Consider the following 13,967-nt stretch of genomic DNA (forward strand, 5'->3'; position numbering starts at 1 on the left):
GGATTATTATGTTAAAAAAATGTTTTGGAGTAATCTTGGTTATGAGTTTGGTTGTAACTATATTCACTGGATGTGGTACTAAAGATAAGGCAGAAAAAACTGACAGTGGTAAAACTTCTGTAAGTGATAATGCTGATGGACAATCTAATCTTGAACAATCAAAAGAAATAGACGTATTCTCGATTATTGGTAGTGATGGTCAACCATTGATTCTACCTACTGAAAAGAAAGAAGTACCAGAGCGTCCAGAAGATCCAAAAGCTTTAGCAGAAGAAGAAGCTGGACATTGGTGGGATATCGAATATGCAGGCTGGACAACAGAAAAAGAAAATCTACCTAAGTCTCCAGCAGATGGAGCTATAGGCAAAAAGGTCGTTCTTCTAAAAGCAGGAGATCACCCTTATTGGACTGCTTATGTTAATGGATTCACTCAAATAGCAGAAGCGTATGATATTGATTTCAAGATTCTTAATGGTAACTGGAACATGGATTTACAGTCTCAACAAGTTGATCAAGCGATTAATGAAAAACCAGATGCTGTTATATTCGCACCTGTAGATGCAACAGCTTGTGCACCTCTAATGAGAAAAATAAATCAGGCAGGAATACCTATCATAGCATCTAACACAATTCCAGCAGAAGCTGCAATGAAATATTGTACAGCATGGACTGGTCCAGATGACTGGGGACAATTCAGAATGATAGCTAGACATTTCGCTGATGAGATGGGTAAAAAAGGCGGATATGCCATAGTAAGACATATGCCAGGTTCTTCACCATATTTTGCAAGAACATTCGCGCCGATTACAGAATTAGTGGAATATGCACCAGATATGGAATTATTGGCTATGGATACAGCTAACCTTGAAGCAGAAGCAACAATGCAGTTGGTATCTGATTGGATCACTAAATATGGAGATGACTTAAAAGGATTAATCCTTGCTGGTGACGGTTTCAGTATGACAGGTACAGAAGAAGCTCTTAAAAATACCGGAAGAGAAGATATTGTAGTAGTAGCAGCAGGTAACTGTAAAACAGGTATGGATGCAGTTAAAAACGGAGTATGTTCAGGTATCACATACCAGTCAGCAGAAGGTGACGGGGCAATTGCTTTATATACAGCAGTAAGATTCTTTAATGGAGAAGAATTAGACCCAGTTGCTTATTTACCTAGACATATCATTACAGCAGATGACGTAGACAATTATATGCCAGCTCAATGGTAAAAAAATAATTTGAATTAAGGGCTGTCTTTTAATACATTAGTATTCATAGACTGCCCTATATTAATAAAGGAGGAAAAGAATATGGAGAATAAAAGTGTAAAAACTAAAATAGATAGAATCAGAAATGCAGCTGAATTCAGTGATGAATGCGATAAAATACCTGTTGGAGAATTCTTTTGGACAGGGTTTAAAAATAAGTGCATCAAGAAGTGGGGAGAAGATTTTGATCCATATCTTTTCTTTGATTTAGATTATATACCTATAACTCCCAATATGGACCCCCATATTAAACCATTTGAAGTAATTAAGCAAGATGGTGATGATATATACATACAAACAGGTTTTGAAGCTACTATTCATAGATCCAAAGATATCGTTATGCCTCATTATGATAGCTTTTCTATAAAAGAACCACAGGAGATGGCCGAATTCACTTTTGATGATCCTACTGACAGAAGAAGGTTCTATGAAGATGGTGATGACCAGATTAATGGTGTTGGAGATGTTCTAGTTCAAAATATCCCAGCATGGTCTAAACGTGTAGATGATTATTATGGTAAATTGCCCGTATTCGGTTCTGTTTGCGAAGGTTATGAATATGTATGGCGTATTGTAGGTACTGAAAATTCTCTTATGTGGATGTTAGCAGAACCAGATGCATTTGGAGATTTCATGAAACGAGTAGGAGATTTCCTATATAAATTTGCAGAAGCACAGATTAAAGAAGGAAAAGGAAAACTTTCCGGAATGGTCATATGGGGTGATGTGGCTTATAGAAACGGTATGCTCTTCAGTCCAGATGCCTGGAGAAAATATTTTAAGCCTATAACCAAGAAACTTATTGACTTATGTCATGCTAATGATTTGATCGTCATTTATCATGGATGTGGTAATGCTACTTCAATCTATGATGATATGGTTGAATTGGGACTTGATTTTTATAATCCTCTTGAAGCAAAAGCAGATCTCGATGTAGTTGAATTAGAAAAGCAGTATGGAGGTAGATTAGGCTTCTGTGGAAATATCGATATGAGAGTTTTGGAGAGCAACAATCTGGATATGATTAAACGTGAAGTATTATATAAAATGCAGGCAGCAAAAAATGGTGGTTGGATATTCCAATCGGACCATTCAATAAGTAATGACGTTGAACCGGAGAGTTATCTGCATGCACTCAATGTAGTTAGAGAATATGGAAATTATCCTCTTAATTTAGATAAAATCAAGGCAGAAATAACAAGGTTAGATGAAGAGTTGAACATAAAATAAAAAGAGAGGTTGATATTATGAAAAGATACGGTTCAGTAATTAAAGTAAAACCCGAGAAATTAGATGAGTATAAAAAATTACATGGAAATGTATGGCCAGATGTATTGAAAATGATAAAAAAATGTAATATAGAGAATTATTCTATTTACTATAAAGATGGTTACCTATTCAGTTATTACGAATATGTCGGTAGTGATTATGAGAAGGATATGGCAAAAATGTCAGCTGATCCTGTGACTATCAAATGGTGGGACTGTTGTAAACCATGTCAACAGCCTCTAGAAAGTAGAAAAGATGGAGAATGGTGGGCAGATATGGAAGAAGTATTCCATCAAGATTAATTAATGGGAGGTAGATCATATGAATTCAAGAGAAAGAATATTAGCTGCTATAGAACATAGAGAACCTGATAAAGTACCAGTTGATCTTGGTTCTACTCCTAGCTCTAATATTTCTGCTATAGCTTATAATAATCTGAAAAAGAAATTGTCTATCAACACAGGACATACAAGGGTATATGATGTTGTACAACAGGTTGTCATTCCTGAAGATGATATTATTGATAGATTCGGTGTAGATGTCATTGATATAGGCAGAGTGTATAATGATAAAGAATCAGATTGGTATGATTATACATTAGCTGATGGTTCCATAGCACAATATCCCAAGTGGTTCAAACCTAAGAAGGCTGATGATGGGAGTTATGAGGCTTATCACTCTGATGGTACTTTTATCGCTAAGATGCCTAAGGGTGCAACTTTTTTCGATCAAACCATTTTTCCATATGTTGATGGATATCCAGATAACTATAAAAACATCAAGGATGCAATGGATAAAGTTTTGTGGTCGTATCTTGTACATAGTCCATGGGATCATGCAAATGAACCAGATTTTTGGGAGAATCTAAGAAAAAAAGCAATAGAATTACGCAATTCCACAGATAAAGCTATAATGATAGTATGTGGTTGTAATCTATTAGAATGGGGTACATTTCTTAGACGTATTGATAATTTTCTGATGGATTGTTATATTGACCAGAACAACGTAGAAAGATTATTGGATAAGCTTATGGAAATACATCTTGATACACTAGATAAAGTGTGCCAGTCAGTTGGCGACGTAGTAGATATTCTAAGATTTGGGGATGACCTAGGTATGGATAGTGGACCTCTCATTGGTCCTGATGTTTATAGAAAATTATTCAAGCCTAAACATACTATGTTATGTGATTATGTACATAAACACTCTAATATGAAAACATTTTTACATTCATGTGGTTCAATTCATTCTCTTTTACCTGATTTAATTGAAGCAGGATATGATGTGATTAACCCTGTTCAGACTACAGCTAATGGAATGGAGCCTGCTGTATTGAAGAAAGAATTTGGTAAAGATATAACTTTTTGGGGTGGAGGATGTAATACACGCTGGATACTTAATAGAGGAACACCTGAAGAAGTCAGGAAACATGTACTTAGTAATTTGGAAATATTTTCACCTAGTGGAGGTTTTGTATTCAATCAGGAGCATAATATTATGCCTGATGTACCCGGGGAAAATATTATTGCTATGTTTGATGCGGTTAGGGAATTTAATGGAGGGTGAATGAATTTAAGTATTGTAGTGCAAGATGGGTTGGATTAATAGAGAGAAATATGAGATTAGGATTGATTATATGTATTATAATTGGTCCTTTTTTTATTATATAAGTGAAATTTTTAAAAGGAATCTTTTTAGGTTAGTTGTGCAGTATATTATGTTTTGTGTATGAAAATAAGTATGGTATACTTTTTATTGAATGATATTTTTTGGAGGTGTTATTAGTGAAGAAATTCATATTAAGTGGATTGATGTTGATTCTATTGCTGATAGGTTGTGATAATAATAACATCAAAGACAAGCAGGAATTAGTTACTGAAGTAGAGACTGAATCAGAAGATAATAATTCATTAAGTGAACAAGGTGAAGATTCAACTTGGTATTCTATGTATGATACTCAAACTGATAAGATTATAATTGCTGTAGCTGATTATGCTTCTGACCATCCACACAAGGAATTAAAGCATATCGTTGAATTAACCGATACTGATGATATAACACTTATTACTGATTCTATAGCTTTTCCTTCTTGGGAGAAAGTTAAAGGGGGAAATGTAATAGCAGCTGAACCATACTTTTATATAATAATAAACGATAATATAATGATATATATGTTAAGTGATACTGCTTATGGTGGTGTCATAGAATATACACTTAAAGATAGTATGTATATAGGTAAAGATTATAGCGGTGATTACGTTATTACCCAACAATTTTTTACCACCATATGGCAATTAGTGGAACCTTACTCAGAACAACTTGACGTAGAAATATACCAAAGTGAGTAAGATCTATTAATAATCTCTAATTGACTACAGAGGGTAAATCTTGACAGAAAAACCCCTATACTTTAATATGTATCTGTATAAAATTATTTGGTCAAAAATGCAAAATGGTGATTATTTAACAAAATATAATACACTAATCAAATAATTTTGTCTAAAAACAATAAAAGTTTGGGGGTGAAATATGAAATTCAGAGCAAAAATAATTTTAAGTATTATTTCTATCACAGCGATAATATCAATCATAACAGCAATAATATATTATAAAAGAACTTCTAACACTATACAAATAAATTACAGAAAAACCATATCAGAAAACATTAATAACAAAGCGTTAGAATTTGATACCATAATGAGAAAGATGTACTATACATGTATAGAAGCCAGCTGTGATAAGGAATTGATACGATTGATCAGGGAACAAAATGGCGGACAAGACAGATTACTGGCAATTAGTATATTACTGAACCACTATAAGATATCAAGTGATAATATTGATTCGATATATGTTTATTTGCCGCGAGAAAAGAAGATAGTTATATCTCAAGAATATAAAGCTGTAAAAAATATCAATACATCCAATGACTATAATTGGCTTCGTAATACTAATAACTATATACAGAATTTTAGTCCTATCTATATAGAAGATGATATCGGTTCTGCTAACAAATTTCTATTTACATATAAAAAGCCAATCAAAGATCCAGATACAAATGAATTAATAGGGGAAATTGCTTTTAACATGGATGAGCGGATCGTATATTTCTTATGTCTTGATAGTATCAACAGTTCTCTTAATATTACCACAGAAATAATGAATAAAGATAATAAAATCGTTTCTAGCAAATTATTATCTAAGCTAGGCAAAGAAGTTTGTCTAGAAGAATATGTTAATGCAAAGCAATACCAAAAAATTACTGCACCATTTACTGGGTATGATTTTATTAGTGTTCTAGATGTAAATGCATTAACTAAAGATATTGTTCAAATAAGAAATTATATAATCATAGCAGCGATAATCACTATAATTATAGCTATTCTATTAGCATTTATCATGTCAAACAGATTGTATGCTCCAGTCAAGAATCTAAAAATAGCTATGAGAAAACTCAGTGAAGGAGACCTGAAAGCAAGAGCTATTATAACTGGAAATGATGAGATAACTATTTTAAGTAGAAGATTTAACAATATGGCTGATAGAATGGAGAAACTTATTGATGAACTTGTGACAGAGAAACTACTTAAAAAAGAAGCTGAACTTGAAGCATTACAATATCAGATTACTCCTCATTTTATGTATAATACCCTTAATTCAATAAAATGTGCTGCTTTTTTAGAAGAGGCTTATGACATAGTCGATCTACTAGATGCTTTTATTGAATTATTACAGTCTACAATAAGTAAAAAAGGAGCTTTTATTACACTGGAAGACGAACTCAATCTTGTCAAGAATTATGTATTGCTACAACGTTTTCGTTATAAGGACAATTTCTCAGTGGAGTATGAAATTGATAATAACGTGAAAACGTTATACGTACCTAGACTTATCTTACAACCTTTAGTAGAAAATTCTATTTATCATGGACTTGATACTAAAACTGATAAAAATAGAATTATTATTTGTGCTTCAATGACACATGATGAATTAGTACTCAGTATAGAAGATAATGGAAAAGGTATGGCAGAAGATGTAAAAAAGAACATATTCAAAAGGCAAACCAGTAAAAAAGAAAAGTTCAATCACATAGGTATTACTAATATAAAAGATAGAATCAATCTATATTATGGGGATTATGGAAATATATCTTATTCAAGCGTACTAGAAAAAGGAACAAAAGTTGTAATTATAATACCAGCTACAAAAGATAAAGAGCAATATATGATTAAGGAGGAGGAGGAATCATAAAAAAGATAGTATTTATTATTATTATATTAACTTTAGTTATAGGATATATGATTCTATTTAGTGATGAACATTATACACAAGAAAACTGTACTGATAAATATAGGATAGGGGTTGTTTTAAAGGCCATGGATAGTGAATATTGCTTATCATTAAAATCTGGTGTGGAAAAAGCTGCTGATGAACTAGATGTTGATGTTCTAGTTGTTAATCCATTAACTGAAAAAGATGTTAGACAACAGAATATCCTAATAGAAGACACCCTTAACAGTAATGTGGATGCTATCGTTATTGTTCCTTGTGATTCATATAATACAGAAGAATATATGGAATTGGCTGAAGAAAAAAATATACCAGTCTTTTCAATGGATACTGATATTTATGGGAAAGATGAAATTTATGTGGGTTCTGATAATATAGAAATAGGAGAGATTGCAGGTCGATATATGGATAAATTACTGAATGGTAAAGGTTTGGTAGCAGTATTGACAGGTACATTATTACAATCTCCTCATGTTGAAAGATTAGAAGGATTCAAAGATTATCTAGAGTGCAATACCAATATAAATATTGTTTATGAAGAAGAGGCCTATTGTAGTTTCTTTGATTCTTCACAAAAAACAAAAGAAATATTGGATGAGTATGGGAACATTGATGGTATTTTCTGTACCAATGCTACAATGGCACTAGGTGTAATAGATAGATTAGAATTTTTGAAACCTAATAAATCTGTACGAATCATTGGCGTGGATACACAAACAGATACTATCCGTAAAATAATAGATGATAAAATTTCAGCTATGGTTTCTCAAGATGGATATGATATTGCTTATGAAACGATGCAAACAGTTGTAAAATATCTTAATGGAGAAGATATAGAAGGTAATCTATATATAGAAAATGAATTGATAAACAAAGAAAAGGCGGAAAAGTACTTGATAACAAACAAATAGAAGAAGGTGGAAGAGTATGATAAGAACAATAATAGTTGATGATGATTATTTAGTTCGTATGTTTTTACTCGCAGTAACAGATTGGGAGAAAGAAGGATTTGAAATAGTTGATAATGTTCAAGATGGAGAACAGGCGTTAGAGATAATAGAAAGACTTAGACCAGAATTAGTCATTACTGACATAAGTATGCCTGTAATGGATGGAATATCACTTATAAAAGAAATTAAAAAAAGAGATTTCTTCTGTAAGATAATAGTATTAAGTTGCCACGATGATTTTGACTATGTAAAAGAAGCGTTAAAAGAAGGAGCAGATGATTATATATTAAAAAATTCTTTCAACAAAAAGAACATAGATAGTATATTAGAGAATCTAAGAAGTAAAGTTGAAGAAGGAAGACAGGAGATAAGAGAAAAAGCAAAACTATTACATCTGGCGGATCTTGGAAGTAATGAGTTGAAAAAGAAATTTCTTATTAATGTAATTAACAATAAATATAATTATGAGCAGTTAAAAGGTAAATCAGCCAATAATGATATCAGAATATCACTACTGAAAACGGCTGTCATAGAAATAAAGATATTGTTAACATATAAGCCTAATGATAAAAGTGACCAGCAGAAACAAGCTGAAATTTTCAATGATTTGATAGGTATGAGTAAAAATATAATAGATACAAAATATAAATATGAAATAATAGCCACTAAAGATTTTAACTATACGATAATCATAGATGCAGTGTCTATTTCTAGTCACGAAGTTCTGAATGAAATAGCAACTAAGATACATATATTCATTGAAGAGCATTACAAGCTTAAATCAGTTATTGGAGTCAGTGATATCTGCATAGGAAAAGATAGTTTAAAAAATGCGTTCAGTCATGCTCAAAAAGCTATAGAGAGAAGTTTTTATAATGAGAATGAGATATTTTATCATGAGTTGAAAAGCATTATATATAAAGAAAAATGTTATACAAGGTTTTATGATGATATAAAAAAATTATTGATAACTGTGGATATTGAAGAGATATTAAAGAAATCAAAAGAACAGATTGATTATTTTGAGAGGGAGCATATTAACCCACAAATAGTAATAGAGTGGTTAAAAAAGATGGATGATATACTTAAAGTAGCTAGAGAAAATCAGATATATGAACATATTACATCTATTGAACAAGTAAAATCGATGGTAGACGATTATAGGGAACATATTAACTATTATCCTAATATCAGTGTAAAGATTACTAATATAATTGTAGCAAAAGCAATTCAACACATTAATAATAATTATGATAAAACCATATCACTAACTAGTGTAGCAGATTATCTCCAAGTCAATTCAACTTATCTTAGTCGTCTTTTTAAACAAGAAACTAAAATGAACTTTACAGATTATTTGGCAATAGTCAGAATAGATAATGCTAAGAGTCTATTAAGCAGTACCGATAAGAAAATAAAGGATATCGCTAAGTTATGTGGTTTTTATGATTATAGATATTTTTGTAAAATATTCAAGAAGATAGTTGGTAGAAATCCTATGTCATATAGAAAATTCAATAACTGATAAGAGCAAAATTTTACACTAATATCATTATTTTACACTTCTAAAATTATTTATGTGTGTAAATATTTGACAATGATATTATTATAGGTAAATTAAATAGTATATTATCTTGAAAATGCATGTCTGTTAAGGACATGCATTTTATTTTACAATTATATATGAAGAACTTATTAAGAACATTATAGATATATCACATATTTTTTATATCTATGAGTTCAAAGAAACGATAAGGAGAGGTAAAAAATGAAGAAATTTTTAGCATTATTATTTACATGTATTTTAACAGGTTCGTTATTAGCAGGTTGCGGGGGGAAAACTACAACTACAGGTAATGAAGGAAATAGTGGTCAAGAAGGTGGCAAAATCAAAATAGGACTTACTATGTCCTCAAGAGATCAATTTCTTTCAACTCTGGAAACAGCCGTTAAAGATGCGGCAAAAGATTATAGTGATGTAGAAATAGTTGCTTTTGATGCAGAAAATGATATTCAAAAACAGTTATCTCATATCAGTAGTTTCGTATCACAAGATTGCGGTGCAATCATAGTCAATCTTGTCAATACAGATACAAGTGAAGAAATATTGAAAGCAGCAGGTGATGTTCCTGTTGTATTCGTCAACAGGCTTCCTAATGAAAAAATACTGGAAGATTCAAGTAATGCATCTTATGTAGGTTCTGATGAATATGAAGCAGGTCAGTTACAAGCAAAATTCTTAACTGATTATTTCAAAGATAAGAGTGATAAGACTATCAATTATGTACTGTTCATGGGTACACTTGGTCTGCAACATACTAATGCTCGTTCCAAAGCTGTAAAAGCTACACTTGAAGAAAATGGATTTACTCTTGTAAAACAATTTGAAGATACAGCTGAATTCGATCGTGCAAAAGCTATGGCTAAGATGCAGCAATTTATCGGAACTGGAAAACCTTTTGATGTTGTTATCGGTAATAATGATGAAATGGCTCTTGGAGCTGTAGAAGCATTGAAATCAGCTAATAAATTAGATGTTCCTGTCGTTGGTATTGACGCTACAGCTAATGCTATTGCAGCTATAGAAGCTGAAGAAATGGCATGTTCAGTTTTTCAAGATGCAAGTGGACAAGGAGCAGGAGCTTTTGATTTTGCATATAAAATGGCAAAAGGAGAAGAAGTCGATAAATATGGTTGGATACCTTTCCAAGTGGTATCTCTTGATAATATAGAAGATTTCAAATAAGTGGGAATAAACTAAGCTGGGGTCTAGTTGCCTCAGCTGTTGAATATAAAGCGATAGATATTGGAGGTAAGGCTTTAATGAGCGAATATATATTGGAAATGATAGATGTCGTTAAAGTTTTTCCTGGGGTCAAGGCATTAAAAGGAGTTAATTTCAGAGTAAGATCTGGGACTGTACATGCACTGATGGGAGAAAATGGAGCAGGCAAGTCTACTTTAATGAAATGCTTAATGGGTATCAATCAAATGACTTCTGGAAAAATCATCCTTAAAGGAGATCAAGTGACTATAAAAGATGCATTATCAGCACAGAAACATGGAATATCCATGATTCACCAAGAACTTAACGTTGTTACAGCAAGAAGTATTTCAGAGAACATATGGTTAGGAAGAGAACCATTAAAAAATAAAATAATGATTGACCATAAGAGAATGAGACAGGATACAAAAAAGTTACTAGATCAATTACATATGGATATCAATCCAGATGAATTAATGGGTAATCTTACTGTAGCAAAAATGCAGATGGTTGAAATAGCCAAGGCTGTATCATTTAATGCTGATATAGTTATCATGGATGAACCTACATCTGCACTTACTACAACAGAGGCTGAACATTTATTTAAAATAATCGATAACTTAAAGAAAAAAGGTGTAACTATCATATATATATCTCACAAGATGGACGAGATATTCAGAATATGTGATGAAATTACAGTGTTAAGGGATGGAGAATTAGTAGGAAGTGATATGGCTTGTAATTTAGACATTGACAAATTAATTTCACTGATGGTAGGAAGAGAACTTACTGAAATGTTTCCTAAAATAGACTGCAAAATAGGTGATACAGTATTAAAAGTCGAAAACTTGTCAGCAGGAGATGCATTTCATAATGTTTCTTTTGAACTACATAGAGGTGAGATTTTGGGATTTGCAGGTCTAGTTGGAGCTGGTAGGACAGAAATAGTTGAAACTATTTTTGGAATCAGACCTAAGACTGAAGGTCATATATATATCAATGGGAAAGAAGTGTATATTGATAATCCTCATGAGGCATTAAAAAATGGATTATGTCTATTGACGGAAGATCGTAAGAAGATGGGAATCATACCTGTTCTAAGCGTTAGAGACAATACTGTCTTATCCAGTTTAGATAAATATTCAAATGGAATTAAGCTTAATCATAAGAAAATTCATGTTGATACTGAAGAATATATTAATAAATTAAATGTAAAAACAGCAGATTTTGATACTCAAATCAAAAGTCTCAGTGGTGGTAATCAACAGAAAGTATTAGTCGCAAGAGCATTATTGACTGATCCAGATATATTAATGGTAGATGAACCTACAAGAGGTATTGATGTAGGTGCCAAAACGGAAATACATAGTTTGATAACGAAACTAGCTTCTGAAGGTAAGGCAGTCATAATGATTTCATCAGAAATGCCAGAAATATTGGGGATGAGTGACAAAATACTTACAATGCATGAAGGAAAAATGACAGGTATCATCAATCGTGAAGACGCCAATCAGGAAGTAATAATGAAGTATGCTACGGAGGGTTTTAGTACAGACGAGGAGGGAAAAGATGAATAGAACATCTGATTTAAAGAAACTAGCCAGTAAAAATTCTATATATATCGTATTGATATTTTTAATTGTTGTAGTAACAATTGCATCTCCAAAGTTTTTGACTATAGGTAATATAATAAATATATTTACGACTGAATCTATAAAAGGTCTATTAGCATTAGGAGTAGCTTTTTGTATTCTATCAAAAGGTATTGACCTTTCACTTGGTTCTATTGTCGCTCTGTCAGCTGTTGTATCAGCAAGTCTGATTCAAGATCCAACTTATAGTGCACAGATGTTCAAAGGACTTGATATGCCCATTGGTATTGGATTACCTGTAGCGATAATTGCAGGAATATTGGCAGGGACTATTTTTGGAGTTGTTAACGGAGCACTTATTGCTTATACCAAGATACCTCCTTTTATTGCTACTCTAGGAAGTATGGTTGTAGCTAGAGGCCTTGCCATGTTATATACTAATGCTTATCCTATACCAATGTTGAAAAAGCCATTCAAAACTGTTGGTCAGGGCAACATATTAGGTATACCTAATTTGCTGATCATACTTATAATATTTGCTATATTTGCTTGGTTCCTGCTTAATCATACTAAGTTCGGAAAGAATGTATATGCAATAGGAGGTAACGATGTAGCAGCTAGAGTTGCTGGAATAAAGGTTAAGAAGAACATAATATTGGTATATACATGGTCATCATTCTGTGCTGCTGTTGCAGGAGTTCTATTAGCTGCCAGAACAGGATCAGGAATTGCAACTCTTGGATTAAACTATGAATTAGATGCTATAGCCGCAGCAACTATCGGAGGAGTAAGTCATAATGGGGGCGTTGGACGTATAGGCGGTGTAATAGCTGGTATATTGATACTTGGAGTGGTTAATAATGGATTACTGTTATTAGGGGTTTCACCTTATATACAACAGATAGTAAAAGGTTTAATTATTGTAGGTGCCGTAGTATTCGATATGAGGAAAAATGCAAAAACCGCATAAATATAATTTAGCAGGAGGTATGTTGTAATGAAAATATGTTTTAATGAAGCAACAACAATGAAACATTCTACATTAGAGAAGGATTTAGCTTATTGTGAAAAGTATGGGTATGACCTTATTGAAATCAGATTAGATAAATTAAGGGATTATCTTACAAGGAATACAATAGAAGATTTAGCTGATTTTTTTAGAAAGAGCAGAATTAAGCCTTTTGCTTTTAATGCTCTTGAATTTATTACATTCAGAGATGATGAAGGTAATAAAGAAATACTGGATAATCTAAGATTCTTATGTGAAATGGGAGATATCATTGATTGTAAAAAAATCGTTATAGTGCCTACATTTGATATTGGAGATTATACAAGGGTAGAGATAAAAAATGAATCTGTAAAGAGAATAACCGAGTTAGCTAAGATAGCAGATGGATATAGTGTTAAATTAGCGTTTGAATTTGTAGGATATCCTAATTGTTCAGTCAATAGATTTGAACAAGCTTATGATATAGTGAAAACTGTTGATTTGGATAATGTAGGAATTGTATTGGATTGTTTCCATTTCCATGCTATGGGTTCTGATATAAGAGATCTGAAAGTAGCAGACGGTAAGAAAATCTTTATATTCCATATTGATGATAGTGAAGACCTTCCTATAGGTGCTTTGCGTGATGATAAACGTTTATGGCCTGGGGATGGAGTAATAGACCTTGATGAAATATTGGCAGCATTGAAAGTTATCGGTTATGATGAAATGGTTTCAGTAGAATTATTCAGACCAGAATATTGGGATATGGATATAGAAGAAACGATTAAGGTAGGAAAAGAGAAAACAAAAGAAGTCGTATCCAAGTTTTTCTATGTTGAATAAGGA

General features: G+C 32.2%; 12 protein-coding genes. All 12 read left to right on the forward strand.

Annotated elements, in window-relative coordinates; genetic code table 11:
* Positions 1-8: 8 nt before the first annotated feature.
* The 12 genes from QMG30_RS09000 to QMG30_RS09055 all read left to right on the forward strand — a co-directional run bounded on the left by QMG30_RS09000 (position 9) and on the right by QMG30_RS09055 (position 13,964).
* Positions 9-1,226, forward strand: coding sequence for a sugar ABC transporter substrate-binding protein (locus QMG30_RS09000; RefSeq protein ID WP_281814741.1), 1,218 nt, complete (start codon positions 9-11; stop codon positions 1,224-1,226).
* Between the two features lie 81 nt (positions 1,227-1,307).
* A complete protein-coding gene (locus tag QMG30_RS09005; protein WP_281814743.1) occupies positions 1,308-2,495 on the forward strand; it encodes a uroporphyrinogen decarboxylase family protein in 1,188 nt (395 codons plus the stop codon).
* 17 nt (positions 2,496-2,512) lie between these two features.
* On the forward strand, positions 2,513-2,836 hold the full coding sequence (locus QMG30_RS09010) for an L-rhamnose mutarotase (protein ID WP_281814745.1): 324 nt from the start codon (positions 2,513-2,515) through the stop codon (positions 2,834-2,836).
* Between the two features lie 19 nt (positions 2,837-2,855).
* Positions 2,856-4,100, forward strand: coding sequence for a uroporphyrinogen decarboxylase family protein (locus QMG30_RS09015; RefSeq protein ID WP_281814747.1), 1,245 nt, complete (start codon positions 2,856-2,858; stop codon positions 4,098-4,100).
* A 218-nt stretch (positions 4,101-4,318) separates the two neighbouring features.
* The gene (locus QMG30_RS09020) at positions 4,319-4,882 is read left to right on the forward strand and encodes a hypothetical protein (protein WP_281814749.1); all 564 of its coding nucleotides are present in this window, start codon (positions 4,319-4,321) and stop codon (positions 4,880-4,882) included.
* A gap of 181 nt (positions 4,883-5,063) precedes the next feature.
* The gene (locus QMG30_RS09025; RefSeq protein WP_281814751.1) at positions 5,064-6,785 is read left to right on the forward strand and encodes a sensor histidine kinase; all 1,722 of its coding nucleotides are present in this window, start codon (positions 5,064-5,066) and stop codon (positions 6,783-6,785) included.
* A gap of 47 nt (positions 6,786-6,832) precedes the next feature.
* Positions 6,833-7,735, forward strand: a complete 903-nt coding sequence (locus tag QMG30_RS09030; protein ID WP_281814752.1) for a substrate-binding domain-containing protein — start codon at positions 6,833-6,835, stop codon at positions 7,733-7,735.
* A gap of 16 nt (positions 7,736-7,751) precedes the next feature.
* Positions 7,752-9,299, forward strand: coding sequence for a response regulator transcription factor (locus QMG30_RS09035; protein ID WP_281814753.1), 1,548 nt, complete (start codon positions 7,752-7,754; stop codon positions 9,297-9,299).
* Positions 9,300-9,542: 243 nt separating this feature from the next.
* Positions 9,543-10,520 carry a substrate-binding domain-containing protein gene (locus QMG30_RS09040; RefSeq protein ID WP_281814755.1) on the forward strand — a complete coding sequence of 326 codons (978 nt, stop codon included), beginning with the start codon at positions 9,543-9,545 and terminating at the stop codon, positions 10,518-10,520.
* Between the two features lie 77 nt (positions 10,521-10,597).
* Positions 10,598-12,115 (forward strand): sugar ABC transporter ATP-binding protein, encoded by a 1,518-nt coding sequence (locus QMG30_RS09045; protein ID WP_281814757.1) that lies wholly within the window; start codon positions 10,598-10,600, stop codon positions 12,113-12,115.
* Positions 12,108-13,100: an ABC transporter permease subunit gene (locus QMG30_RS09050; RefSeq protein ID WP_281814758.1), complete on the forward strand. Its 993-nt coding sequence runs from the start codon at positions 12,108-12,110 to the stop codon at positions 13,098-13,100. The genes QMG30_RS09045 and QMG30_RS09050 overlap by 8 nt, the downstream gene beginning before the upstream one ends.
* Positions 13,101-13,127: 27 nt before the next feature.
* On the forward strand, positions 13,128-13,964 hold the full coding sequence (locus tag QMG30_RS09055) for a sugar phosphate isomerase/epimerase family protein (RefSeq protein ID WP_281814759.1): 837 nt from the start codon (positions 13,128-13,130) through the stop codon (positions 13,962-13,964).
* Positions 13,965-13,967: the final 3 nt, after the last annotated feature.

It is taken from the genome of Vallitalea longa, assembly GCF_027923465.1.
Classification (GTDB): Bacteria; Bacillota; Clostridia; order Lachnospirales; family Vallitaleaceae; genus Vallitalea; species Vallitalea longa.